Source organism: Salinimonas profundi (genome assembly GCF_014750655.1).
GTDB classification, from domain to species: Bacteria; Pseudomonadota; Gammaproteobacteria; order Enterobacterales; family Alteromonadaceae; genus Alteromonas; species Alteromonas profundi_A.
This window is the reverse complement of record NZ_JABBXD010000018.1, coordinates 21,702-48,161: the sequence shown is the minus strand read 5'-3', so window position 1 is coordinate 48,161 and position 26,460 is coordinate 21,702. Positions and strand designations below refer to the sequence as shown.

22 protein-coding genes and 2 pseudogenes are annotated in these 26,460 nt (G+C 44.2%); 10 read left to right on the top strand and 14 right to left on the bottom strand.

The annotated features are described in order from the left end of the window. Nucleotides 1-863 (bottom strand): sigma 54-interacting transcriptional regulator (locus tag HHX48_RS19115; protein WP_191026723.1); only part of this gene is annotated, 863 nt, incomplete at its 3' end. Between the two features lie 194 nt (nucleotides 864-1,057). Here HHX48_RS19115 and hmpA point away from each other — a divergent pair. After that, complete coding sequence (gene hmpA / locus HHX48_RS18280) at nucleotides 1,058-2,248, top strand: NO-inducible flavohemoprotein (protein ID WP_191026722.1); 1,191 nt, start codon at nucleotides 1,058-1,060, stop codon at nucleotides 2,246-2,248. 335 nt (nucleotides 2,249-2,583) lie between these two features. Here hmpA and HHX48_RS18275 read toward each other — a convergent pair whose 3' ends face one another. The 4 genes from HHX48_RS18275 to HHX48_RS18260 all read right to left on the bottom strand — a co-directional run bounded on the left by HHX48_RS18275 (nucleotide 2,584) and on the right by HHX48_RS18260 (nucleotide 6,541). Then, complete coding sequence (locus HHX48_RS18275; RefSeq protein WP_191026721.1) at nucleotides 2,584-3,318, bottom strand: hypothetical protein; 735 nt, start codon at nucleotides 3,316-3,318, stop codon at nucleotides 2,584-2,586. Nucleotides 3,319-4,098: 780 nt separating this feature from the next. After that, nucleotides 4,099-4,422 carry a hypothetical protein gene (locus tag HHX48_RS18270; RefSeq protein WP_191026720.1) on the bottom strand — a complete coding sequence of 108 codons (324 nt, stop codon included), beginning with the start codon at nucleotides 4,420-4,422 and terminating at the stop codon, nucleotides 4,099-4,101. A 159-nt stretch (nucleotides 4,423-4,581) separates the two neighbouring features. Beyond that, a complete protein-coding gene (locus tag HHX48_RS18265) occupies nucleotides 4,582-5,445 on the bottom strand; it encodes a mechanosensitive ion channel family protein (RefSeq protein ID WP_191026719.1) in 864 nt (287 codons plus the stop codon). Nucleotides 5,446-5,569: 124 nt separating this feature from the next. Continuing rightward, nucleotides 5,570-6,541, bottom strand: coding sequence for a calcium/sodium antiporter (locus HHX48_RS18260; RefSeq protein WP_191026718.1), 972 nt, complete (start codon nucleotides 6,539-6,541; stop codon nucleotides 5,570-5,572). A gap of 499 nt (nucleotides 6,542-7,040) precedes the next feature. On the opposite strand from HHX48_RS18260, the gene HHX48_RS18255 reads away from it, so the two are divergent. The 3 genes from HHX48_RS18255 (at nucleotide 7,041) to HHX48_RS18245 (ending at nucleotide 8,536) form a co-directional block, all read left to right on the top strand. Beyond that, nucleotides 7,041-7,640 (top strand): hypothetical protein, encoded by a 600-nt coding sequence (locus HHX48_RS18255; RefSeq protein ID WP_191026717.1) that lies wholly within the window; start codon nucleotides 7,041-7,043, stop codon nucleotides 7,638-7,640. Between the two features lie 99 nt (nucleotides 7,641-7,739). After that, a complete protein-coding gene (locus HHX48_RS18250) occupies nucleotides 7,740-7,985 on the top strand; it encodes a hypothetical protein (RefSeq protein ID WP_191026716.1) in 246 nt (81 codons plus the stop codon). Nucleotides 7,986-8,203: 218 nt separating this feature from the next. Continuing rightward, nucleotides 8,204-8,536, top strand: coding sequence for a YnfA family protein (locus HHX48_RS18245; protein WP_191026715.1), 333 nt, complete (start codon nucleotides 8,204-8,206; stop codon nucleotides 8,534-8,536). A 173-nt stretch (nucleotides 8,537-8,709) separates the two neighbouring features. Here the strand turns inward: HHX48_RS18245 and HHX48_RS18240 are convergent, their stop codons facing one another. Both HHX48_RS18240 and HHX48_RS18235 read right to left on the bottom strand, forming a co-directional pair. After that, on the bottom strand, nucleotides 8,710-9,102 hold the full coding sequence (locus HHX48_RS18240; RefSeq protein WP_191026714.1) for a TonB family protein: 393 nt from the start codon (nucleotides 9,100-9,102) through the stop codon (nucleotides 8,710-8,712). A gap of 339 nt (nucleotides 9,103-9,441) precedes the next feature. Next, nucleotides 9,442-9,801 carry a hypothetical protein gene (locus HHX48_RS18235; RefSeq protein WP_191026713.1) on the bottom strand — a complete coding sequence of 120 codons (360 nt, stop codon included), beginning with the start codon at nucleotides 9,799-9,801 and terminating at the stop codon, nucleotides 9,442-9,444. Between the two features lie 548 nt (nucleotides 9,802-10,349). On the opposite strand from HHX48_RS18235, the gene HHX48_RS18230 reads away from it, so the two are divergent. Beyond that, a complete protein-coding gene (locus HHX48_RS18230) occupies nucleotides 10,350-11,294 on the top strand; it encodes a hypothetical protein (protein WP_191026712.1) in 945 nt (314 codons plus the stop codon). Nucleotides 11,295-12,287: 993 nt separating this feature from the next. On the opposite strand, the gene HHX48_RS18225 is transcribed toward HHX48_RS18230, so the two are convergent. Both HHX48_RS18225 and HHX48_RS18220 read right to left on the bottom strand, forming a co-directional pair. Then, nucleotides 12,288-13,622 (bottom strand): histidine kinase dimerization/phospho-acceptor domain-containing protein, encoded by a 1,335-nt coding sequence (locus HHX48_RS18225; RefSeq protein ID WP_191026711.1) that lies wholly within the window; start codon nucleotides 13,620-13,622, stop codon nucleotides 12,288-12,290. Continuing rightward, a complete protein-coding gene (locus HHX48_RS18220; RefSeq protein WP_191026710.1) occupies nucleotides 13,619-14,293 on the bottom strand; it encodes a response regulator transcription factor in 675 nt (224 codons plus the stop codon). Before HHX48_RS18220 ends, HHX48_RS18225 begins: the two co-directional genes overlap by 4 nt. 112 nt (nucleotides 14,294-14,405) lie before the next feature. Between HHX48_RS18220 and HHX48_RS18215 the strand changes: the two genes are divergently transcribed. The 4 genes from HHX48_RS18215 to HHX48_RS18200 are packed head-to-tail and all read left to right on the top strand — an operon-like array spanning nucleotide 14,406 to nucleotide 19,973. Further along, a complete protein-coding gene (locus HHX48_RS18215) occupies nucleotides 14,406-15,227 on the top strand; it encodes a TlpA disulfide reductase family protein (RefSeq protein ID WP_317983524.1) in 822 nt (273 codons plus the stop codon). A 15-nt stretch (nucleotides 15,228-15,242) separates the two neighbouring features. Next, the gene (gene dsbG / locus HHX48_RS18210) at nucleotides 15,243-16,001 is read left to right on the top strand and encodes a thiol:disulfide interchange protein DsbG (protein WP_191026709.1); all 759 of its coding nucleotides are present in this window, start codon (nucleotides 15,243-15,245) and stop codon (nucleotides 15,999-16,001) included. Then, a complete protein-coding gene (locus HHX48_RS18205) occupies nucleotides 16,001-19,159 on the top strand; it encodes an efflux RND transporter permease subunit (RefSeq protein WP_191026708.1) in 3,159 nt (1,052 codons plus the stop codon). The genes dsbG and HHX48_RS18205 overlap by 1 nt, the downstream gene beginning before the upstream one ends. After that, nucleotides 19,146-19,973: an efflux RND transporter periplasmic adaptor subunit gene (locus tag HHX48_RS18200; protein WP_191026707.1), complete on the top strand. Its 828-nt coding sequence runs from the start codon at nucleotides 19,146-19,148 to the stop codon at nucleotides 19,971-19,973. The genes HHX48_RS18205 and HHX48_RS18200 overlap by 14 nt, the downstream gene beginning before the upstream one ends. A gap of 439 nt (nucleotides 19,974-20,412) precedes the next feature. On the opposite strand, the pseudogene HHX48_RS18195 reads toward HHX48_RS18200, so the two are convergent. Continuing rightward, nucleotides 20,413-20,553: pseudogene (locus HHX48_RS18195) on the bottom strand (Y-family DNA polymerase); the annotation flags it as partial. Further along, complete coding sequence (locus tag HHX48_RS18190) at nucleotides 20,547-20,954, bottom strand: LexA family protein (protein ID WP_191026724.1); 408 nt, start codon at nucleotides 20,952-20,954, stop codon at nucleotides 20,547-20,549. The pseudogene HHX48_RS18195 and the gene HHX48_RS18190, both read right to left, overlap by 7 nt. Nucleotides 20,955-21,368: 414 nt before the next feature. Here HHX48_RS18190 and HHX48_RS18185 point away from each other — a divergent pair, with 414 nt between their 5' ends. Beyond that, the gene (locus HHX48_RS18185; RefSeq protein WP_191026706.1) at nucleotides 21,369-23,351 is read left to right on the top strand and encodes a winged helix-turn-helix domain-containing protein; all 1,983 of its coding nucleotides are present in this window, start codon (nucleotides 21,369-21,371) and stop codon (nucleotides 23,349-23,351) included. Between the two features lie 311 nt (nucleotides 23,352-23,662). Here HHX48_RS18185 and HHX48_RS18180 read toward each other — a convergent pair whose 3' ends face one another. From HHX48_RS18180 to HHX48_RS18170, 3 genes and pseudogenes are all read right to left on the bottom strand, one after another. Further along, nucleotides 23,663-24,118 carry a PaaI family thioesterase gene (locus HHX48_RS18180; RefSeq protein WP_139758146.1) on the bottom strand — a complete coding sequence of 152 codons (456 nt, stop codon included), beginning with the start codon at nucleotides 24,116-24,118 and terminating at the stop codon, nucleotides 23,663-23,665. A 283-nt stretch (nucleotides 24,119-24,401) separates the two neighbouring features. After that, nucleotides 24,402-25,408 (bottom strand): annotated as a pseudogene (locus HHX48_RS18175) (zinc-dependent alcohol dehydrogenase family protein). A gap of 22 nt (nucleotides 25,409-25,430) precedes the next feature. Further along, nucleotides 25,431-26,438, bottom strand: coding sequence for a zinc-dependent alcohol dehydrogenase family protein (locus tag HHX48_RS18170; protein ID WP_191026705.1), 1,008 nt, complete (start codon nucleotides 26,436-26,438; stop codon nucleotides 25,431-25,433). Between the last annotated feature and the right edge of the window lie 22 nt (nucleotides 26,439-26,460).

Here is a 26,460-nt window from a genome sequence, read left to right as displayed (position 1 = left end):
CCGCCGTCTGCTAACAGAAATTTGCCCTGGCGATCCTTATCCGCATTCGTAAACGCCCCTTTAACATGGCCAAATAGCTCACTTTCGATCAGGTGGCGGGCAATGGCGGCACAGTTAACATACACCAGGGGTTTGCTTTTTCGGTTTGATTGCTGGTGCAAAGCGCGGGCAACTAACTCTTTGCCCACGCCGCTTTCACCTTCTATTAGAATAGTGAGTTCAGAGGAGGCGGCTAAGCGGATAGATTTTTTTAAGGATTTTATTACGGTGCTGGTACCTATCATCTCAGCTTGGTTGTGCTCCTCCGCATTATGCTCACTAATGGCTTGCAGAATATGCTGCGCCTGATTGGTTTTGCTTTGTAGTTGGTCAATGATCAAACGAGAGGCTAAAAATCCGGACGCCAGTGAAGCCAGGGTATCCAGGCTTGTATTATCCAGTAAATCAAATTGATTCGGTGCCACACTATCGAGTGTTAGTACGCCCAAAAGCTGACTGTCCTTGTATAGTGGGATACCCATGCAGGAATGTACGGTAATGGTATCGTGGTTACAAATCATCCCATCGTAAGGGTCAGGCAGTGCACAGTCTGCGGCAAAACGAACCGCTTTATACTCGTTACAGATGACCTTTAGGCGGGGATGTTGGTGAATTAGAAAACGACGCCCCATGACATCTGGGCTAAGACCACGCTGCGCCGCGGGGGTTAGCGTACCCTGTTCATGAAGTAACAGCGCAACCGCGTCACAACTTATAGTTGCACAAATCGCGGCAATCAATCTTTCAAACGAATTTTCTGTGGTGACTGCACCTGATAAATCCAGTGCAAAGTTGATTAAAGCATGGCTGGATATTCTATTCATTATTTCTGCACCGCCAAATTGGCGTGTCATTTTGACACAAAAGAAATTAAATGACATTTTTTACATGTGTCATTTTGACGCTTTGTAGCTTGGGTTTGTTTTAACTTTTTGTTTTTGAATGGTTATTTTTGTGGCACGCGTTTGGCAATTGCTTTAGCAAGCAACAGTATATTTTCCAACCAAAGAGCACCCTAATGTTATCACAGAATCATATTCAGACCGTAAAAGCGACTATTCCATTACTTGCCAACGCAGGAACCGCTCTCACCACATATTTTTATGAGCGCATGTTTACACATAATCCCGAGCTTAAAAATGTGTTTAACATGACCCATCAAAAAACCGGCCGTCAGCCAGCAGCACTTTTTGACGCGATAGCGGCCTATGCCACATACATTGATGATCTGGATGTATTAGAAGATGCGGTGATGCGCATTGCCCACAAACATACCAGCTTTAATATTCAGCCTGAGCAATATGAAATCGTCGGTCACCATCTGATTGAGACATTACGAGAGCTCGCATCTGATGATTTTACTCCCGCGGTTGAAGAGGCATGGGTAGCAGCTTATGGTCAGCTGGCAGATATCTTTATTAAGATAGAAGGCGATCTTTACCAACAGCGCGCGGCAGCAGAAGGCGGCTGGGAAGGATTCAGGGACTTCCGGATTGCAGCGAAATCGTCTGAGTCCGATCTTGTCACCAGCTTTGTGTTTGAACCAGTAGATGGCAAAAAAGTTATTGATTTTCAGCCAGGGCAATATATTGGCATTAAAGTACACCCTGAAGGCAGGCAGTATGAGGAAATCCGTCAGTATTCGCTTTCAACAGCGCCCAATGGAAATACGTACCGGATAAGTGTTAAACGAGAAGGTGACGACAGTACAGCTGGTGTACTGTCGAATTATCTGCACAACCACCTTAATGTAGGTGATATCGTTGAGCTGATGCCGCCCGCCGGGGGCTTTTATCTAAAACAATCAGCATCACCGGTAGTGCTTATCTCGGCTGGTGTTGGACTGACTCCAATGCAGGCAATGTTAGACACGCTGGCACAGCAGCAACATCAATACCCGATCAGCTATCTTCATGCGTGTAAAGTCCCTGCGCAACACTCTTTCAAACATCATGTCGAAAGCCTGAAAAGTGTATTGGAGATGCAAGTGTATACCTGGTACGAAAACGCCCCAAAACTCAATGACGGGGAGTTTGAAGGCACCCTGCAAATTGATGCAGTTAAAGACAAGCTTCCGTTAAACAGCGGCGATTTCTACCTATGCGGGCCGGTACCATTTATGCTCTCTGTGAAACAGCAGCTCGTAAACGTTGGGGTTGATAATGACCGCATTCACTATGAGGTATTTGGTCCTCATCAAGATATTTGATTATCCACTCGTGACGCAAAGGTAATCAACCTTTGCGTCACTTATTGAGAAGCCCTTTTTTCAACCACTAAGACGTCTAAATCAAAGACGTAGAATCTAATGTTAGTTAATCACCTTTCATACTGCTTTTTATGATTTTAATGCAACAGGGGGTTATTAGTCATCGAAATAAGTTTACCCTCCGGGACTTCATTTATAAGGAAAAGCGTACACCTTTGCAGCGAGCAGATAGGTTTCCGCCATGGAGAGGTGATTAACTGTATTCGTATAGGCAGTGTAATAATTTTTATCGAAAAAACCTATCATTGAAATTTCACTGTTAAATAATACCCGGGCTACCCCTTCCTCATTATTTTAGCGAGCATAGCTTTTATAACGTGAAAAAGTATAAATAAATTGACTATCACGAAGAGAGCAAGGAGTGGATAAAACCAAGCATAGAAAAATTTCGCATCTGTCAGTGCTTCCTCTGACCGGAGCTGAATAGTTTTGCGCATTGATTGGGCCGACATTTTTGTCTTTTGACGTGCCTGAGAAATTTGCTCAAAAATCCCTTCTGTTTCCAGTAAAACAACCTTGCTAACGGTTTTACCATCGGTTTCACCGAGCGCCTTGTCGTACTCAAATCGAATGAAGCCGTTGGCCAGAAGCGCAGGTTCAATGAGTTTAAAGCTGGGGCCTGACTCCTCAAATACATATTGGTTAACACTAATAATCGAATAATCGGGTTGAACACCTTGTAGCTTGAAATCACTGTATCTGGCATTCCTATCTGCGCCCATATATATTTTAACGCTGGGGGAAAAGTTTACTCTGTGGCCTTGGTGGCTAGTGATTTTTTTCATTTCATTATAGTGGATATCAAAAATATCCCACCAAACTTTATTGAATGCCTCGGTTGCTACTACATCAGTTTCGAAACTAAACTCAAGCGCAAGCCCTTTGTTTATATCCCAGACATAAAATATCTTGAAATCACCATTTATTAGCCTTTTATCCTTAGTGTACTGGATTGTTTCTTGCGCGTATGCAAAAGAGGAAGTGGCAAATAAGCACACAAAAAAGACCATTCGGACATAGCTCTCCCTTACCAAGACTTACCCTCTGCTTTTCGAAATGTTAACAATTTTTAACAAAGCAGAGAGTAGGCCGCAATACGTACTATTACTTATGTTTCTCAAGGGGGAGAGCCTTAGGCTATATCCTTAGAATATTGAGGGGCGATTGAGTTGGCCCCGAAATGTTGATGATATGATAATTTTGTAGGAGTTTAATCAGTAAAACCCTTGATTGAAGCAGTTTGGGCGAGCAGAATTTTTTACAAATATTTGTTATAGGGAAAATGCACAGAGTTGCGCCAGATACGTCGAGAAAGTGGGCTACACGTATTTACCACAACAGTGCGCTGTCTTTGCTAATCCCTCAGCGTTTTTAACAAATTCATCTTTTTACGCCACTCTCTAAGCATGTATCTATGCTTTTCAACTAGAACGCTACTCGTTTTACAAATATCGTCAAACTCAGATCGTGCCTCTTTCACTGTCCAATAGAACTCGTGGCTTCTCAAATCCATTTCAAACTTTTCAACAGCTTTAATGTGCCTTGCTATTAATTTTTCCATGATTATCGTGGCTTTACTTTCTTATTATTAATTTTATAGCACAAATTAAAGCAGTGTAAACCTGATTGGGGTGTTAATAAAAACGTCCGATTTATATTGATACAAGCTTGCTTTTGAGAGGCATTTTCAACCAGCACTCAGTGATGGCCTGGTATCAGTGCGTTTAGCAGACCAGATTGTTATTTCTTAAATAGCCTCCCTTTAACGGAGCGGAATCAGTAATAAAATATCAGCTACCGGTTTGAATCGCCGCCAACCAGTCAACACTGCTAAGAATTGCCTTTAGCTCAGTTTCAGAAAATTGGCTGACGCTTTTAGGCTTGCCCGATTTCGTGGTAAGCATCATGCTGGGTGCATCACAACCTGTCACGAACCGCTTTAGTACAGCAGCAACTGATGTTGTGCCCAGCGCTGTTACCGCAACTTCAATAACACCGCTGGAAACCGCCTTTTCACCGGTGTTGCATATCTTAAGCCCCCAATTTATTTTTTGCTCATTCAAGAGAATTGCCATCACCTTAAAGCTGTCAGAAAATACATGAACCTCTAGCACTCCCACCTTAATTTTCTCCAACCTTTTGTGACAAATAGCTAAAGGGTAGGTGCTAAAAAAAAATTAGCCAAGCCTACCACGGATTTTCTCATCATTTCGGCTTTACGAGCCCAAGAGACCAGTGTGGTTAATACTGCGGTTATGACTAAACTGAATTATTTACTGGGGAATGCTCAACTCGCGCTCCTGACTATTACTGCCATTACCAGTTTGTATGATATGCAAGTCACGTTGCGGGAACGGAATCGTTATCCCTTTACTTTCAACTTTCTCCTTCATTTTTCGCTGCGTTTTCCAGTAAATATCCCAGTAATCAGGTGTAGGTGCCCAGGCTCGCAATTGTAGGTTCACAGAGCTATCAGCCAAAGTGTGAACCAGATATTGAGGCTCAGGTAACGGCAGTATTCTGGATTCTTCTGCTACCAGCTCCTTGAGTGCAGCCAGGCCGTCTTCGATTGAGTCACCATAGGAAATTCCAACGGTCAGATCCATACGACGCTTTTCATTTCGTGTATAATTTTTAATGGCACTTGCCCACACAGTGCTGTTGGGAATAGATACGAAAATTCCGTCCGCTGTTTCCAGCACCGTGGTAAACAAACCCAGATCTGTCACGCTACCAGCACTCCCGGCAACTTCGACGAATTCAGACTTTTTTAATGGCTTTAAAAATAACAACATGACGCCCGCTGCTACGTTGCTCAACGTATCTTTTAATGCCAGGCCAATCGCCAGGCCTGCGGCACCCACAAGTGCGACCAGGCTGGCGGTATTCACGCCAAACAGGTCCAAAATAATCACTAACGCAATTAAATAAACGATATAGCCGGACATTGTTGTAAGAAGCTTGGTGATAATTTCATCTTGCTTACTTAAATGGTAAACCGCTTTATGGACGGCGCGCTTTAATAGCTTTGCGCCAATGCTGGCTGCAACCAAAATAAACAGTGTAAGCAACGTATTTTTTGCAATGGCGATAAGTTGAAGCTGATGTGCGGAAAAAAAGTTTAAAATGGGATCCATGGTCCACCCTATAAAATCGTTTACCTAATCAGAAAGCTTTGTAAGAAGCATCCCGTAAGAATTCGCCCGTCGATGACGCAGCACATAAAGATAGCTGCATCATCATTCGTCATTTGAGCATATTTTATGCAAGTACATCCATGACCAGATACCCGTTATAAGCAACATATGCGCTTAATAAAACCGTGCCTTCCACACGGTTAATTCGACCCTGACGACCAAATCCGTAAGCCATTATCATCAGCAAAACCGTAAGAACCAGCATTACACTCCAGTCTCGATTGAATACAGCGGGAGAAATAGTCGATATGGGCTCAATAACACCGGCTATCCCTACCACGGCAAGTATATTGAATACATTTGATCCCACGACATTACCAATAGCAATGTCATGTTCTCCTTTTTTTGCAGCAATGATAGAAGCTGCTAGCTCGGGTAAAGAAGTTCCCAATGCCACGATGGTCAGCCCAATGATTAAGTCGCTGACACCTAACGCTGAGGCTATTTCAACGGCGCCCCAAACCAGGAGCCGGGAGCTGATAATGAGTAAAATTAAGCCAGCAGCCAGCCAGAAAATTGCCTTACCAAGGGCCATTGAATGACTTTTTAGTTCTGAGTCGAACTCGGTTTCCAGCGCATCGCCGGGATTTTTCATCCCTGAATATATGGACCACACCAAAAAAGCCAGCAAGCCTGACAGAAGAAGAATCGCATCAAAAAAGGTTAAATTACCGTCGTAAAGTAAAAAGCCACTGAATAAAACCACGGCCACGAGCAGAGGTAACTCACGTTTTATTATCTGCGATTGAACAGCGATAGGTGCGATAATCGCTGTGACACCAAGGATCAGGCTGATGTTGACAATGTTGGAGCCTAGCGCATTTCCTAATGCTAAATCTGGGTTCCCGTCACTGGCGGCCATGGCCGATACCACCATCTCGGGTGCCGAGGTGCCAAAACCAACGATAACCATACCGATAAGAATGCTAGGAAGGCCTGCATGTCCTGCTGTGGCAGCCGCGCCCTCTACAAATCGGTCAGCACTCCAAACTAGCAATGCGAAACCGACGATAATCGCTACGGAGGCTAATAGCATGACTTCGCCTCCATAGCACGTACGGATGTAATTTGAGTAAAGAGGGTAATGAAAAGGCTCTGCGTCCAGTAAGTGCTGGCGGTTGCCGGTAGGTAGCTCATAAGAATATTCCTTAGGGCAGAAAAGACCAAAGACAAAATACCACCTCTGCCCGAAATGGAACTTTGCCTTAAGTCTTGTCAAAGCCGGTAAGGCTCGAAACTGCCACAAGCTAAAAAGCTCGGAGACTGTTGACAGCTTCCCTGCATGGTGCAGGAGACTACTCCCCTAAGTGAGAGTAGAATAGATGAAAGATTTAAATAATACAAATTACGAAAATGTTTTTGTAAAGCGCTCCACGTTATTTCACTAAGACCATTTAAATAGCGATTGATGAAACAGGTAACTTAACTACACTATAAAGGTAGCTATGACCAAATTATTCCATCTGATCTGCTTGTTTTGGCTACGATATTTTCTTACTCATCTATGATTGCGTTAACTTATGGGGATTATAAATTTGCCACTGATCATCATCGGTGCTGTGACCTTGGGTATGTTGACTGCCGGGTTATTAATGCTTGTCGCTCGCCGCAAATTATCCAGACATGCTGCCGCTTCAAAATATTATGACCAGCATTTATCTGAAACATTCTTGGCATCACTTAAAAACAAGATGAACAGAGTGTTTTGGCATTATCAGGACAACGCAGGGATGGCAATAGAGGCGTTAAAACAAGGGGAGCCATTGCTCTGTCACTATGTTCTGCAAAAAGATTTCTTTTTGCTTTATGAGGGTAGAGGATTCCTTTTGAGTAAAGTGTCGAATAAGCAGCTTCGAAGCCAAATAATCAAAACTTACATTATGATGAAGCGGATGGATGAGACTATTCGAACAAACAATGATTTATTAGATGAGTTTGAAACAAAACAGCGGGCTCATCGCGAATCGGGGCGCCGCGATAAAGGTGTCATAGAATATGAAGACTCACTCACAGAACATGCAAGTCTTCTAAAGCGCGAGCATCATCAGTTTAAAAAGGCGGCGCTGGAGCTTCTTGGCGCGTTGGATGGTGAGCACTTTATCAAAAGACCACAAGGCTCTCTGATCAACGAATAAACTCTTAATAAAGTGTTTATCCTGATAGATTGGAACTTACGCTTTTTTCTGCCACGCTAAGTATATTGCAGATATCTTCAACAAGGAGCGGTGACGATAGTGAAGCGCGTTCAAATAACACTGATACCTCTCATTTCAAGTATCACCTTCTTGCTGTTTTTCTGGATCACCATGGTACGAACGCCCGGTGATGTAATGGGTCTGCGCCAGGATGTAGCAGGCGGTCTCGTGATGGGGGTTGGGCTGGGTTTGGTGCTTTCTTTAATGTTTTCCATACGCAGAAAGCCCAGGCGTTCCGCTGGACGCGGGTTTAATCTGGATATTAAACGCCATCAGACTAAGTAGAGTTATTTTCAAACCGCAGAATGCAAAAGTTTCAAGTTTGTCTCTCAACAGCATTAATACATGCCGCAGGCGCTAGCTCTGGGAGTTTCATATGCGCTTGTATTAAATGCTTCTAACCATGCCCAGCGCATTTAGGTGATATTTTATCATTATGCCGGAACACTGCCTGTAAGGCGGATATTATTAGATTTTACCTTTTTCAGTCCGAGGATTAGTTTTTGTTTGAGATAAAAACAGTTGGTCTTTTTTTTATTACCGCTCTGGCCGAAATTCTGGGTTGCTATCTGCCATATCTCTGGTTACGAGAGAACAAATCTGTTTGGCTGCTTGCTCCTGCTGCGCTTTGCCTGATAGTTTTTGCCTGGTTACTTTCATTGCATCCGACGGCAGCAGGCCGGATTTACGCTGCGTATGGTGGTGTTTATATACTCATGGCTATTCTCTGGTTATGGTTGGTAGATGGGATAAAGCCAACAATCTGGGATATTGTGGGCTCAGGCGTAGCACTACTGGGTATGGCAATTATTATGTTCGCTCCTCGCGGCACCTGACCAAGTGTCCGATTAAATGCCAAATACTCAACTACATACAAAACAGGCTTCTTTTAATGTATGCAACTAAGCTAGGTGCGTAGGGCTTGGATGACAGCTATTAGTTCAATTTCATCAAGTTACGCCACCAAATGCATGACTGATATCCAACGAAGTCACGCCGCCTATCTGCGCTACTTTATTTCTTTGAAATGAAATTCTGTCGTAACGTAAACAGGGGTATTTGTTTTGTTCTTTTTTGAAGGTGAGTACTGTAATTGCTCTGCCGCAAGCAATCCTTGGTCATTCCAGACGCCAGCGGGGTGTGACTTAACAACGTTCAGATGGGTAGGGTTCCCATTTGAATCTATCAGGTATCGGATTTTTACGTACCCAGCAGGCCTCGGTCCAAATTCTCCGTCATACTCAGAGCTAAATGAAAAGGTCTCGAAATCGACCTTCCAGTATTGAGGCAAAACATCAACAGACACCTCAATCGGTTCAGGTGATTTGTTAACATAAGTCGATGGATTGGTTGAGCAGCCTGCTAAGAAGAATGTGATTAACAGATAAGTCATCTTTTTCATAAATATCCCTTTTATATTTGTCAACAAAATGAAAATCAGCCGAGCACATTTTCAAGGTATCGCTCAAAGGTAGTGAAAGCAATCCTGACGTATAATGAGGCAGCGCAAAAGCCTTCTTGTATAGTGCCTACATACCGCACTATTGAATAACCTTGACATGAATGCGTGGCGATATATTAAGCCACGATGTCAAGGGAGAGCTGGTAATACTGGGCTTAGCTGGCATTTTTTCGGTGCCGACTGTGCTCTATCAAGCCTATGCCTTTCTGCAAGTGATTTTGATAGAGCCATTGAATGTCTCTTACACTAAAATACTCCGCATTGTATTCATCTCATTTGTTACCACGGCCCGATAATAAAATCCAAATTTGTAAGTAATATTGCGTATAACGCCCCTAACACAAAAAACCATGAGAAATTAGTCGCTTTAGCGTTCAAAAATCGCTTATGAAGTCCGGCAAGAAAATACAGCAACATTACTGGCACCAAAGCGAACAAAAAGTAGAACGTCGCTGAATAAAACACTGTTTCCACCGGATTTCCAGGATCACTGAGGGATAGCGATGCACCGTCGGATGACATTGGCACAGGAAAACTAAAGTTAAAAAACAGCAGTGTAGCGCAGACGAGAAGCCCTACATAGAAAGCTATGACTGATATAAAAATAACTGATGAGTAAGACACGTTTTTCTGTGACATCCAGCTCTTCCTTGTTTTGGATACATAACAGTGATGGTCAACAATAGGGCAAAAACCAATAGCTTACAACGTTCGAGCTTGAGCAATGTGTCCTCATTTCAACAGCATTGAATATATACATATTGTGCATCTCTTAAGCTACCACCAGTTTTTCTGTCAGAAAGCTTTGAGATGACACCTTCAATATTTCGGAAAGAAATAAATTGTGAAGAAATCCAAAGCGTACTCTTCGCTCTCCCGCTGGAAATATCATGTTGCGCTACGAATACGCCAAAAGTCACAGACTGTAAGAATAATAATAAGTAACGTATGATATTTCCTTATAGATTACAGCATCATTTGTTATGGAAAAGACAAATACGAATGCGACATGTGGTCAAAAAGCGTCCAGTATTTTTACACCTGGTAACAAAATGACACTACCCATAATGAATTGTTCGAAAAATAATCTGAAATAACAATCTGTTAACAAAATTGGCACGGATATCGCCTAGTAATTAGTCAATTAGACTTAGGTCTAGTTTTTCTAATACAAAAAGGTGAAGACAATGAAGTCAAATATAGTTAATGCAACAATGATGAAAGTGGTACCTGTCGCTAAGTATGTCGCTGCTGCAGCGGTAATTCAAACCAGTGTTGCCAATGCCACCGTGATATCCGGTAACAGTGATGCCTATGCACTGGGCGTGGATATTAATGTTGCCGGCGAACTTTTAACAGTGGATGTTACAGCACCTTCTGGTGTGTCTGGTAGCGCGCCAGCCCCTTACAATATAAATAACAATGTACTGGATGCAGAGGTAGACCTTGGCGCCGGAGTTACTGTTGGTAATCTGCTGGATGTTCAGGCTGCTGCTTTGGCAGATGAAACCTTACTGGGCGCAACCGCCAGTTCCAATGTTGATGGCGGTATGGGGGCCCGAATGACGTCCGCGACGGCTACTGTCAATGACCTGAGCCTGGATGTTGTTAATACTACCTTCTTATCTGTGATAACCGATACGGCGGTTAACCTATCTTCTTCAACAATTTACTCTGAAGCGTCAGTCGCGGGTGATTACGGTGACTTCGATGCAATGGGGAGCTCCTATATAGAAGACCTCTCTATCAATCTGTTCGGTCTGGGTGAGCTAGATCTGGCTTCATTAGGGCTCGAAGTGGATGCGGATGGCTTTATTGCCGCGTCGCCGAACTTTGAAGTACTTGATGTAAGCGGTATTGCGGGCTTAAACCTGATCCTTAATGAACAGTACGGCAGTTGTAATGATATGTTCTGTTCAATGGGCGTAAACGCATTACGACTAAGTTTTAATGCCGTAGATTTGTCTGGATTAGGCCTGAATCTTTCCGGCTTGCTGGACGGAGATATTGTAATCGGTCACTCGTACGCAGAAATGTCAGCACAGATTAATGAGGTACCGGCACCGGCTACGCTGGGCATCTTTGGACTGGTAATGCTTGCCCTGGGCTTTACCGAACGTCGGGCAGGCTAGGCTCGGCTGGTAGCAGAGGGAGTTTTCCCTCTGCTTTTTTACTTTAAAAATCAAGGTTGCAGAGAAGAAATGATCCTGCCAGTTTTTTTCGAATTCACGGCTTACCTATGGGCATTTATAAATCTCCCCTAAACTAGTGACATGCCTGAATAAACTTCATCGTGGTGGCCATTTCTATTCAGGTACCAGCTCACATCTATTTTGAAAACACATCTCTACATTTGCTTTTTAAAAACGAGTGTATAAGACACAAAAAACCAGTCATAAGTCATCGCATCCAACTTCCATCCATTTTCCCCCATTTTATTACAAAGATTTTGGATGTTACGAACCTTGACTTCTCTAAATTTGAAAATGCCACCAATTATGTGCGTTTCGTATATAAATTTTTTCATAACCTTAATCAGCTTTCTTTGTCAATGGTATTATTATCACACTTATCGGGTGGAGATGCATACTTCTGCAAACCTCTCATCTAGCTCTAAGGGATTCGGATACTCCATATGTGGGATATCTGAAGAGGCTTTTTTCAATTACACCGTCTTTATTCCACGGTATATGAATTTGTGTAGCCATAAGTTGTCTCCCATTTATAAGGAAATTTGAGTATGGCATTCTGCTTATCGGGTAGAGGTGAGGGCAGTGCGAGACAAAGAATGGACGATCAACGACCTGATTTCCTGCATCTAACTTTAGCCAGAAGCGGACCATCTAAGGTCGGCTATCTAATAATCGCTACTAGCGACCAAGAAACTAATTCTAGTTTCAAACAGTTGAATAGCTTGAGCATAAGTCAACTTCTTATAAGGATCGAAAAGCTTCTGAAAATTTTTCAGATAAATTTTTTTCCGCTATCAACATTAATAAATCGCGTTCAGCGTTTGACATACTAAATCTATGTAAAGGACCGCATCAATTTAACGATGGGCTACTACCGGCAAAAGCGGAAAGATTAGCTAAAAAGATGCCCAGGTTTTATCGACCTCTACAAAGCTATAAAGTGTCTAGGGGACTAGAGGGCTTACCAGTTGCAAATTCCAAGCAGACATTTAATTGATTTCTGACATAAACAAAGCTAATGCTACCTCTCAACTTAGTAACTAATGCTTCAACGATGGTCAAGCCAAGTCCAGTTCCACGCGCTGTACTATCTCTCCAGAAACGCTGTGTCATTTTCTCGAGCGCTTCATCAGTAAGTTGCGCGAAGTTTTGTACCTTTATAGTTAAGGTATCGTTCGTTTCTTGTATTACTAATGAGATGGGGTAGCCTGTTTCACCATGTTGGCGCGCATTCTCTAATAAATTTTTTATTATCATACCGAAGGCAAATGCTGGGATGCAGTTGATGATCGAATTGCATTCGATCTGAGTATCTACATCGTCACGCTCAATGCCCAGTTCGTTAAAAACGCTATCCAACTCGCTATCTACATTCCAGGCAGAAACATTACCAAGAACACTCTCGTTCTCTACTCTGGCAAGTAAAAGCAAGTTCTCAATAAGGCTTTGAAGACGGGTTGCACTGTAAAGGCTTTTCTTAATCGCGTTTTTCTGGGAGTTTCCTTCGGTAATGTTAGCAACCTGAAGCTGACTAATGATACCGGTGAGTGGGGTTCTCAACTCATGTGCGGCATTGTCCGTAAATGACTTTTCTCTTTCTATTGCACTTTCAACCTTTCTAAAAAGCGCATTCTGACTTTCGATAAGCGGGGTGAGCTCGACAAGTTTATGGGCTATCCGGATGGGTTGTAGGTCGTTGGGTGACCTGTCTGTAATCGCTTTTTTCAAAAGCTGAAGCGGCTTAAGTTCGTGACCCAATGCAAACCAGATGATTATGAATGATATGAGAATGGCGATAAGGGTGGGTAGCGCACTCACCAGCACAATTTCAATAAAGATGGAGTGACGTTCAGACAGCCTCTCAGCGATAACGACGTTATGTTCCTTTGTGGCGAGCGTATACACCCGCCACTCACCATCATTAATAGCTACGGTATTAAAGCCTGAAGGCAATGAATCTGGCAGGTTTAATGCATTAGGATGACTATTAGCAATCACTTCACCATTTAATGAGCTTACTTTGCAGGCAAGTCCTTTTGTCGAGCCGGTATCACTGAATCGTTCTACGCCCTCTAACCCAAATTCCGAGGGCGTGTTCTGATTAGACAAAATTAAATTATTAACCATTTTTGCCGTAGAGAGTAAGCGATTATCCATGGCTTGATTGATTTCATCTTTCAACTGGAAAACCGAAAAATAGCTTGCGACCATCCAAAAAAGAAAAAACACGGGCGCAATTATTAGTATAAACTTCAGTCGAAGACTCATTGGTTTTGCTCTTCGACTGAGGCTAAGCGAAAGCCAAGTCCACGCTCAGTAACGATAATGTTTTTACCGACTTTCTTTCTCAAGTTGAACAAGTGAACGTTAAGTGCATTGCTACTCACATCCTCATCCACCCCGTATAGATAGTCTTTTAGCTGATTATCACTCAATATCCTATTGGGGTTTGATAAAAACGCAGTAAGCAATCTTAATTCTGACGCTGAAAGAGTCAGGCGTTCGTCCTTGAGCTTTACTTCCTTGTTTGCCAAGTCGTAGTGCAAATTTCCGTGTCTCAAAAAGCTATCAAGCTGACGGGTAGAGCGTCTGTAAACACTATGGATTCTTGCCATAAGCTCTTCGAAGTCAAACGGCTTTGTTACGTAGTCATCTGCTCCGGCATTCAGCCCCTGAATCTTGTCATCAAGCGCGTCTTTTGCTGTTAGAAGAATAATTGGGAGATCCTGATTACGTTTTCTGGCGAATTTTATAAGCGAAGTTCCGCTACCATCGGGCAACGCTATATCCAACAGGCACATGTCAAACAGGCATGTGGTTAGGTAGTGCTTTGCTTCAGAGATGGTAGCAGCGTGAGTAACCTGCATAACCGAATGGCCCAGATAGACGCATATTGCATCTGCAATAACAGCATCATCTTCTACAAGTAATATATTCATAAGCCTTATTGGTTTATCTGTCGGATATTCATAAGGTATCTGTTCAAGATTAATTTCAAATTAATCTACGCTAGTTAACCTGCCAGCACAATTCGCCAACATCGTATCTATTGTGACCAGTATATCGATTGGACCCTTCGCGTTGATGACTAGTACAGCCCTTGTGTTAGTCAGTATTTTTCTACTTTGGATTTTTGTGAGTATTCTTACAAAGTCAACCGTCCACAAAAAGCTTGCTACCGACACGTTATTTTGGGGCATGGTTATTGGCTTTCTTGCATCCCGTATAACGTTCGTTATTGCATTGTGGGATGTTTATCAAAATGATTGGTTTGCAATACTTGATATCAGAGATGGTGGCTTTAATCAGGCTGCTGGCTGGTTTGCAGGAATTATCTTCGTCATGATTCGGGCTCGCGGCAATCGTAAACTGATGTCTGCATATCTTAAATCTGCACTGTTCACTGGCGTAATCATTTTCCCGCTTTTTTTATTTAATACTTTAATCAGTAGTCAAAATGCTGTGACGAGTGTGGATGTAGTCACAGCACAAGGTAGGCCACATGTAGTGAACACCCAGACGGGAAAGCCACTAATCGTTAACTTTTGGGCTAGCTGGTGTCCACCCTGCCGTCGGGAGTTGCCTATTCTGCAAGATGCGCAGCAAAAACACGACGCCGTTCAATTCGTCTTCATAAATCAAAAAGAATCGCCTGAAAAAGCCCGCCAATTCTTAGAGAGTCAACAAATAACGATAAAGAACAGCTATTTCGACTTTTCCGGTAAATCGTCTGCGCAATTAGGTGCCTATGGCCTTCCCACTACGCTGTTTTTTAATGCTGATGGCGAGCTTGTCGACAGTCACATGGGGGAACTGTCACAAGCCACATTGCAACATTATTTAGCGACCCTGTTGAATGATTTAAACAAGTAATGCGGAGAGTAAAAAATGCTTAAAAACACCCTTTTATTTTTAACTATCGTAAAGTCCGGCGTGGCAATCGCATCATCAGTACCAGAGCCACTTAAATTTGTAGATAAGCAGGGAGGTGAAGTTGTCGACGCGTTTGACGCGCCTTCGGGGTTTACTGGTTACATTATTGACTTCAGGGGGAATGCCCTGACCGTCTACCTGACTGAAGATAAGCAGTTTCTGTTCACAGGTAAAATGCTCGATTCGACGGGCCGTGACATGGGTGAAACAGCACTAAGTGCATATATAACTGGTCCGCAAAGCGAGAAAACCTGGCAGGCACTTGCCTCATCAAATTGGATCCCTGATGGTGACAAAGATGCCGAGAGGGTGATTTACACGTTTACCGATCCGAATTGTCCCTACTGTAAGAAGTTCTGGCAACAAGCCAGACCCTGGGTGGAAGCCGGGAAAATACAAATCCGACACATACTGGTGGGGATTTTAAAAGCAGATAGCTTCGATAAATCGGCTGCAATTTTAAGTGCAGAGAATCCCGCTACAGCACTATACCAGCACGAATCCGGTAACGAGATTGACGTTCGCGCCATTGCCTCACTGTCTGATAGTGTTAAAGGAAAGCTAAACGCCAATCATGCACTAATGCAAAGCTTGGGGGTTAGTGCGACGCCAGCTATTTATTACAAAGACGGCAATAATGCCGTTAGCCTCCAAATGGGTCTTCCTGGAAAATTACAACTCGAACAAATAATGGGCGCTGGAGACGACCAGTAATGTGGATAGTCAGTCTCGCGCTGCGGCAGCGATATACGCTTGGTGCGTTAGTATTGCTGCTCATATTGTTTGGTGCGCGAAGCGTTTCAAAAATGTCTACGGACATTTTGCCATCGATAAATATTCCTTACGTAAATGTTTTATGGACATACCCGGGGCTGGCGGCAAGCGATATGGCATCAAAAATTTCCTCTTTCAGCGAAATTGCGATAATGAACAACGTGGACGATGTTAAAATGGTGGCTTCAGACAGCGGTAACGGCTATTCGATGATTCAGGTCCAGTTTCATCAAAATGCTAAAATCGACGTTGCACTGTCTCAAATCACCAGCGTCTCGCAAACAATCTTAAAGCGGTTGCCCGAGGGTATGACACCACCATTGGTTGTCAATTATTCCACCTCCAGTGTGCCGGTACTGCAGCTTGCCATTTCATCGGCGAACTTAACTGAGTCACAGTTGTACGATTATGCGCGTTTAACACTGCGCAGACAAATTCAGTCAATTCCCGGACTTCGATTATCCCTCCCATATGGAGGAACCACTCGTCAGCTCATGCTGGACTTGAACAGCGATAAAATGCGCAATGCTGGCGTAAGCGCTGAAGATGTTGCTCGTGCGCTGGCACAACAAAATGTCACACTGCCCTCTGGTGAAGTCACCGTTGAGTCGACCCGTTGGACAGTTTCGACCAACGCCAGTCCTGTAGATCTCAATAGCTTTGCTGACATTCCTATAAAAAGCACGAAAGATTCTGTGGTTAGGTTAGGCGATGTAGCGAATATCAGAGATGGTGGCGCAGAGCAAACAAGCATGTCGAAACTTGATGGCGAACCAGGGGTTATGGTCTCAATACTAAAACTGGGTAATGCCTCTACGGTTGATATTATTAATGAAATTAAACAACGGCTTCCGGAGATAAGGGAAAATGCGCCAAAGGGCCTTCGTCTAGAACCCGTTTTCGATCAGTCACGCTTTGTTATTGCCGCCAGGGATACGGTAATTCATGAGGCTGTACTGGTCTCCTTTCTTGTTGCTGTTGTGGTACTCCTTTTTCTGGGAAGCGCAAAGAGCACGGCAATAGTATTGACGTCCATTCCGCTTGCACTTTTAAGTGCTCTCACGGGTCTTAGTCTGGCTGGGTACACACTCAACCTGATGACTCTGGGGGGACTCGGGCTGGCAATCGGCATTTTAGTCGACAATGCACTGGTCGAAGTAGAAAACATTAACCGCAACATCGGTATGGGCAAGTCTGTTCGTCAAGCTGTGTTAGACAGTGCCAGACAAGTTGTATTCCCTGAGTTCGTATCGACGCTAAGTATCTGTATCGTCTTGCTGCCGATTTTTACTCTTGAAGGGGCGAGCGCATTTGTCTTCAGACCATTGGCTATGGCTGTACTCCTTTCAATGGTGTCTTCTTTCATCCTCTCGCGAACACTTGTACCTACACTGGCCTTTATGCTGTTAAAAACAAAGAGTGAGAAAACACAGCCTCACTCACGTACATGGCTGCACCGGGTTCATAGTTTAGTCGAGCGTCTGAGCGATGCGCTCATCCAACGGCAAGTCCGTAATGTCAGTACATTAATGAAAAGAAAAGCGTTGGTACTGCCACTTACACTTGTGATCTTATTGCTGCTGTTAGGCACAACCTCCTCACTGATAGGAAAAGATTATTTCCCTGAATCGGACGCTGGGGGAATCAAACTGTTTATAAGAGCAGAGAGCGGCAGTTCACTGGAGCATACCGCAAAAATGTTTGCAAAGGTGAGGGAGGTTGTGAATCAGGTTATTCCGCAGCAGGAGTTACAAGCGGTTGCCGAGAAAATCGGGCCTCCGGACCCAATAAACAGAACCTGGGTACCCAGTATGTTAACGATGCCATCTGAAGGAGAAGTCTTTATCCAGTTGGCGGCTGAGCACGCGCCAACAAAACAGTACATTCGTAAACTAAGAGAGCGGCTAGCTGCTGAACTACCCGAATTAACGGTCATGTTCAGGCCTGCAGATATCATAGCGCAGACCCTCAATGGTACAGCCAGAGCCGCTATCGAAGTCAACCTGACCGGCCGTGATGTACAAAGGAGCCTGGAAGCCGCTAAACAGATGATGGAAAGCCTTAATGAAATACCTGGGGCAGTGGACATCACGCTCGGCCAGATTTCGGCCTGGCCTGACGTATATCTTGAAATCGACAGAGTGAGAGCACTGCAACTAGGTGTTGATATAGGCAAAATCAGTCAGGCAATTTTAGTATCGCTTAGCTCCAGCGCCACGGTTTACCCAAATAGCTGGGCAAATAATGGCATAAGCTACATCGTAGCCGCCCAGGTTCCATCCAGTCAGCTTGGTAATTTGGAGGAGCTACTTAACATACCGGTGGGTTTTGATTCATCGGGAAATCCCATCTTATTGAGAAACTTCGTTGAAATAAAAAAGCGAACCCGGCCAGCAAATATCAGGAGACAGATGTTGGCACCTGTGGTGAGCATTTTGGTGAATGTGGATAAAAGAGATTTAGGGGCCGTGTACAATGATGTCAGAGGCGTGATTAACAAGTTCAAAGGCAACCTTCCTCCCCAAACACGCGTTGTTACACAAGGCCAGGCAGGTGACATGGAAGATGCTTACACCACACTTGCATTAGGTATGGCGATGGCAGCGGTGCTTGTTTACCTGTTAATGGTGACCAACTTCCAATCCTGGGCTCTTCCTTTAATGGCGCTAGGTGCAATGCCTTTTGCCATTACAGGCGCTTTTGTCTCACTTTGGATAACCGGGACAACCCTGAGCGTATCGGCCTTTATGGGCATGATTATGGTTATGGGTGTCACTACTGCAAACAGTGTACTTCTGGTTAGTTTTGCGCGATACGCCATGTTGGATGGCCACCCTTCAGTTCGGGCAGCATTAGAAGCGATAAGCGCTCGAATGCGACCAGTAATGATGACCGCAATTGCCATGCTTATAGGAATGCTGCCTATGGCACTAGCCTTAGGTGAAGGGGCTGAGCAGAACGCTCCTCTGGCAAGGGCTGTGGTGGGGGGCTTACTTTTTGGAACGCCGGCTACGTTAACTATCGTGCCCTTATTAATCAGCATGCGCGAAAAGCGCTTATTCACAGAAGACGAGGTACCTGAAGATGCCAGCAAATAAGTTAATCCTAGCAACTCTGGCAACACTAATAGCAAATTGGCCTTTGCAATCATTAGCTGATTCAGTTTCACGCGACTCCGCTACATTTGAAAGCCAACCTATGATCGTTATCCCAGCGATTACCAGGGCTTGGAAGATGGCCGATCTTCATTCGAGAGCTACTGGAATCGTCGATGAAGTATATGTAGAAATTGGTGATGCCGTTTCTCGGGGCGATGTATTATTGACTATCAATGATCCCATATTGGATACAGAGCTTCGCATTCTCCAGGCAGAGCTTAAGGAAGCTGAGGCTGAGCATAAACTGAATGAGCTGGACTTCAACCGTTCAGAGCGTCTGCGTGAAGATAACTTGATCAGTGCTTCTGACAATGACCGCTTGCAAGCCAAAGTGGAAAAATCAGAAGCTTTTATTGACGCGATAAAAGCAAAAATTGCACGTAAAAAGCTTCAGCAAGCCTTCTTGACCGTTCGCGCCCCATTTGATGGCCATGTAATAACCCGAGAGGTGGAAAAGGGAGATTTAGTTATGAGTGATGACAAAGCCGGAGCCGCACTTTTCAAGATAGCGGACCTACGCCGGCTACGTATACAGTATCGCGTCCCTCAGGGAGTTTCCTATCAAATAGACAATGGTGATGGCGTTGAGTTTACGGCAAAAAGCTATAACAAGCTGCTGAACACTTCAGTCAGTCTGATTTCTAAAGATATAGATGAATCATTTGGCACTGTATTGATGGAATCCTGGATAGATAATGAAAGCTTAGAATTACCAAGCGGGCTTAGGGGAGAGGTAGCGATAAGTGCAAAATAGAATCAATTTCAACGAAATTGTAAGGCATTAGCAGAACGCGGCTTTTTTAATGTCTATCTAAAGCTACTAGAGCGAAATGTTGGCGACCTCCAGCCAACCCTATAAGCAAGGTTGGCTTGGAAATGATCCGGCGTTTATTGGCGACTACGTGAATCCTTTAGCTTTATAAGCAATTATATTTGAAAAATATAATTATAAGATTTCAATATAATGGCGTATGAGATACCTCATTAAACAGATGCTCGCCCAGGCCCACTGTCTGTTGCAGCGCCATTCCTTCGACCTAATGCTTTGCGCCAGATGCTACGACCGGCTCTAATTCGCGATTCTGTCCAGGTCTGCCTATAAGGAATATACGTGTGAAATATCACGCACAAGTGAGGCAAGCTATGAGAATCGCTTCGTTTACAAAAGCCCGAAGTGAGCTTTGGACTTCCCCCAGGCGCTTGGCAATCGGACACATGGCCACTATACAGCCATCGTTATTGCTCAACACAATTACCAGTTTATCGCGGATAGTCGGATCAAACACCTTTTCTGCTGAGGCGTACATGCCAGTAGCATCAATCAGAGCTAGCATACGAGGTGCGCCAATGGTTTATGTAATCTTATAGAGCGAATAACCACGCCCTCTATCTGAAAGTCATCCCCTTCCTTTAAAAAGTAGGGGGCGATATCGTCTGAGCCGACTACCAGGCACCGATTGCGTTTATCCACCCGCTTACAGATAAACACCCCATTCAGATTAGCCACGCAGATGCACATATCTGTAATTGGTTCGGCGCGAGAGATGATAAGCAAATCACCATCGAAAATACCGTCCCTGACCATTGAATGGCCTTGCGCCAATGCAATAAATGTTGCGCTTGGTTTATCAATTAGTAATGCATCTAAGTCTAAACCCAATTCAGTGTATTCTTTTGCCGGGGATTCGAACCCAACGAGGCCAGCCTGCGCTTTAATAGAGACTACTTTTAACATCATGATCGCCAATACTGTTTTTATATACAGCATATTAAATGATGACTATTGGGTTTAGCAATAAGATACCCTCAGTCTGACTTTTCATGCTCCGCATCATCATGATTTTTAAAAACTAAAAGCTCCCGGGTCCCTACGGCATAACTAGACGACTCCGTATAGATATTAATAACTACGTATCAAAGAGTGAATTCGACAGTGGCCCGCGGGTTACTTGCCTCTGGGCTACGGCTTTCAAGGGGTGTCAATTGGGATTGGACTTGTCTTAACTTTTAAACGGAACACTTTAGGCCACATTCACAGCCATATTCGGACAAGTCATACCTGTTACATGGAAACTTAATTTGACCGTTCAGTTTTTATCCAGCTAGTGTAGAAACGTGACTCGACGAAAGTATAATTTTGGGTACCGTGATGGCTACAGGGAACAGTGTTAAAAGCTGCTATTCGTTCGGACAGGGATGTAAATTTTACCCCGACCAGAAGCTGCTGGTATGTGCGACTAATGAACATGTTTTAAGAAACAAAACGGCAGAAGTACTTCTTATTTTATTACAGACACCCGGGCAGGTCGTGCCTGCGAAAAGCTTCTTCGATATTGTCTGGCAGGGGAAGTTTGTTAGTGAGAATGTCCTGAAGCAAAGTGTCAGTGAGCTACGCCAGTGCTTAGGTGATAGTGGGCGCAAGCTCATTGTCACCTTATCGAAGAAGGGGTACATGTTTAAGGGTGAAGTAAACCTTGCCGTAAGTTCATATCAAGACAATTCGGCCGACGCACAAAGCGAACCTGATAAAAGTCAGCTCGCCTTGGGCCGATCAGTGCCAAATTTGATACTGTGGCTCAGTCGGTTTTTTTCCCACGCTAAACTGCGCACTACACTCAGCCTGATATCTGTCTTTGCCCTATGCTTTCCCACATATTTTGCCCATGAAAAAAGTTTATATAACGAGGCTATTTACGCAAAAAACCAGCTTCTAGAAGGAAAGCTACTAATCCACAAAACGATGAACGCAAATGAATTCAAACGTGACGATAAAGACAGTGACCAGCGACTAGATGAACTTAAGGCAATTGCATTCAAACAAGACAGTGACGTACTTTTCTCACTTGGTAAGCTTTCAGCTTTCAGACACTTTGCTATGAGTGTGGGCGCGTATAAAGAAGCGCTATTAGCAGTAACCAGAGAAGAAAACCATATTGAAAATTCATATGGGTTGGTGTCCGTCCAGTATCTAGAAGCACTGCTTACAAAATCAGATATTTTGCTTGATTTAGAAAGGCGCGAAGAGGCCTTTCGGATATCGAAAGAGGCAATGGCATTAGCTGAACAGAACTTCTCAGAGAACAAACAGCTTCTCGCAAACACCTACTTGGCACACAGTAAGGCAATCCTGTACTGCCTGGAGCCCTTATGTCGTCGAGAGAAAACCATGAAAGAAGGGCGCCGGCTTGCATTACTGGCCGCTGAATTTTATAAGTCCCATCGACAGCAAGATCGTGTTCGCTATGGTGATAGCCAAATACTTTTAAGCTGGTACACGTTCACGCCTGAAAAGAAGCTTGAATTTGTGGAGCGTGGGCTTTCTGCATTTCAGAATAGTTTGGGCCCCGGTCACTCCAAAACAATCGGAGCACGTGAAGAGATTGGACGCATTAAAGCTTTCTATTATGAGGATTGGAAAGCAGCAGAGACAATTCTGACAGACACCAAAGCGATGAGAGACAAGACCGAGACCGGCGAAAGTAGAAGTTTAGCTATGTCTGAACACTACCTGGGGGAGTTATTCTTCATGAGCGGTCAATTTGAACGTGCGATTGAAGCTCTAAATAATGCTAAACACAAGTTAGCAACGAGTGTTGGTAAATACAACAATACTTATTTAGAGCAAACCATGCTCAAAGCCAGAGCACATCTTTATTTAGGGGACTTGTCCGGCTGTAAAGAAGAGCTCTTAGAGAGCCATAAAATATCCGCATCACCGAATATCTCTGCCGGTGTAGTAATCTTACGTGCCATCGAAGCTACACGGATGAGGCTTAATTCACTCGAGCCTTCAAAATCGATGGCGGAGATGGCTGTACAAGAGGGCGAGAGTCCTCCTGCCAAGGATGTTTATAAATCGCCAGGCTCAGTATTGGCGCACGAAGTTATCACCAGGAAATTTAAGCTATCACCTAAAGAAGTCGCAGGTAAATTCATCCAAAGTATCAGGGAGCTGAATAAACCTTCCAGTGAACTGAACCGATATTTCTATCCAGCGGATTTAGCGTTTATTCAGGGACGCGCTCAGGCAATTTGCGAGAAACACAGTAAGTCTTTTTGCGGTCGCATGAGTAGCATAATGGCTGTGAGACTGAACGATTCTCCCAGCTTTTCACAGCGAAGAGTATTGTAAATTGCTATTGTGTATCAGCTATATGTCTGCTGTGTACGTAAAACAGTCGTTGGTTTATTGAAAACTGAGTAGCAACAATGAGCGTTAAGCGGACCTTGAAGGTTACTAACGCGCTAGTCCATTGTAGACAAGGGGCGAACGTTCTACGCCCAAAGCAGCGACAGCGTTAGCTGTCCGACTGACTTTATTTGTTAGCCTCGAATTGCTCCAATGCCTCCGCTGCAGGCCTGAAGTAGGCGTTTATATAAGATTACAATTGATAACCATTTAATCTTCCCCTCAAATAACTGCCTTTTTTCTTTTAAACGGAGTCAAGCTTTCAGAGAGTTAATTGTTTTAATATTTTCACTTCGTTCCGATGTATAGGGCGGTATAGAGTATGTACCTACAGCATGTGCTACCAAATCACTCACCCCCTCAGAGTACAGAGAAACCTCCCCAACCACGAGAGTACGGCCGACTTTTATCAGAGAACATTCCGCAATGATTCGCTCATTTGCCGATGGCTTACGTAAGAAGTTGATGTTAAGGCTAGTTGTTACTGCCAATGGCACGATGCCAATTTTACCAAGTATCGCCACATAAAGTGCCACATCAGCCACACTCATTAAGACAGGCCCCGAAACCGTTCCGCCAGGACGTAATTCATCCTGACCCACATGATGAGATACAGTCGCTCCAACGTTGCTCACTGCTTCCACAACGCATTTGCTTTGTGGAAACTCCGATTTCATGAAAGCGATAACTTCTTCTTTTGTAGCTGTCATTGAGACTCCTTAAATATTTATTCACGTTTATAGGCACCTGGTGAAGCGTTGCCCCAAAACTTCTATATCCCATTGTAAGCCTAGTTTCTCTTCCACCAATGCAAAGCTCTGACTTTCGTACAGAAGCTAGAGTTTTATCGCCTCGTTTGATCGTCCGAATCTCATTGCTTGGGTTATCTAGCCTTCCAATAAATTCCGCCATGCTACTCGCCACTGAACACGCAAATTCCCGACCAAAATCAGCCACTGACTGAGTTGAGAGACAAGTGGAAGCTACGAACGGTTAATCAAGTTCGACCACTATTTTACCAATCTGCTGATTTGACTCCAGATAGTGATGCGCTGCTACTATCTCTTCAAATTTAAAACTTCGATCAATGACAGGCTTGAGTGTTCCCTCGGATAAACCCGAGAGGATAAATTGCTTTGCTCTGCGAAAACGCTCGATGTCTTTTATAACTTCAGTAAACACATACCCCCTAACTGTCAGACCTTTACGAAGTGCTATTTTTAAGGGAAAAGGAGTTGCTTCGGGACTTAATGCTCCGTGTACTATTATTGTTCCTTCAGGGCTCATTGCTTCAGCAATTTCAGCTATCTGCGGCCCACCGACAGCATCAAATGCGATTTTTAAATTGTTTGCTCCCAAGATACTTCTCAAGCTATCCATTAGCGGTTCTTCTTGGGTTGCAATCACATGGGCCGCGCCAGCCTTGAGCACAGCAGCCTTTTTAGCTCCTGTTAGAGTTGTAGCGATAGGGATACCCCCCAGAGCATTCACAATTTGAATCGCAGCCAATCCAACACTGCTCGATGCGGCGGTTATCAGTACTGCATCGCCTTTTTGCACGTTAGCAATTTCGACCAAAGCGCCATAAGCTGTCAGGTACTGCATCCAAGCTGCTGCGCCTTCAGCAAAGGTTAGCCCTGCTGGTTTGAGTGCCACATATTCACTTGGTACGACAATCTCTTCTGCATAGCAGCCGTTCTGAGAAAGCCCCATCTGAGGGACAATACAAACCTCGTCCCCAAGGCGTAAATGATTTACCTCTTCCCCGACTTCAATGACTATCCCGGATGCTTCATAGCCGATTCGTGAAGGGAAGTCAGCCTTTTCTATATAGCTGCCTCGCCTAAACATGGCATCAGCACGATTGAGCCCAACAACTTTGACCGCAATACGTACATCAGTGGCCTGCAAACTTGGACTCGCGAGCGAGTCAATAGTTAATACCTCGGGGCCACCTAATTCATGAAACGAACAGTTCGAATTAGTTTTCTTGGGCTCATATGCATCCTCAACAATGACTTTTTAAGCAATTACATCAATAACTACTTTACCCATTGATCCCAACTCTACGGCATTATGTGCATCCATTGCCGTGTCTAGGGAAAAGCGTAACGGATCTAGTAGTGGCTTAATTTGTCCAGCTTCAACGAGAGCCGTAATTTGCCGCAAAATGTCACCATGATGTTTGCGCCCCTCTCCGCTGAGCTGTGGGTGTAACACAAAAATCGCTGACAATGTTGCAGAGCGTAATGACGACGGTACCAGGTCATGTGAGTCGAATGCAGCACAGCTTAAAATATGTCCATAATGTGCAATGATACCTAATGAGGCATCGAGTACAGAGCCACCGACAGTGTCGTAAACGATATCGAATCCTTTGCCTTGGGTGTATGCGTCCACGTAGTCAGCAGGGTTTACAGTGTGATAATCAATCGGCGTGGCACCAACCGCCTTGAGCAGTTCTTGTTTTCCAGTCGATGCAGTGGCATAAACGTCGGCACCTAAGGCCTTAGCAATTTGCACAGCTACATGCCCAACTCCGCCAGCTCCACCTTGGATAAGGACTTTCTGGCCCGCTTTAACATTCGCCTTGTCAACCAAACCTTCCCAAGCGGTAAGTGCAACCAGAGGTAAAGCCGCAGCTTCACGCATGGACAAATTTTTCGGTTTGAGAGCAAGTAACTCAGCATCTACGTTGGCATATTCAGCCAATGATCCTTGCAATCCTCGCACTCCGCCAGTCAGACCATAAACTGCATCGCCTACTGCAAAGTCGGTGACGCCGTCGCCGATAGCAACAATTTCTCCAGCTAAATCGGTGCCAAGTACTGCGGGTAATTCCGGCATGGCATAAGGAGCGATACCTTGGCGGATCTTGTAATCAATAGGGTTGACTCCACTTGCAAATATTTTTACTTGCACCTGACCTGCTGATGGAGAGGGTAAGTTAATCAGGGCTTCCCGGAATACTGTACCCTCTTCATAGCTATCTAATACCAAAGCACGCATTTGTCTGTTTAACGCTGTCATCAATAACCTCACAAACTAAATA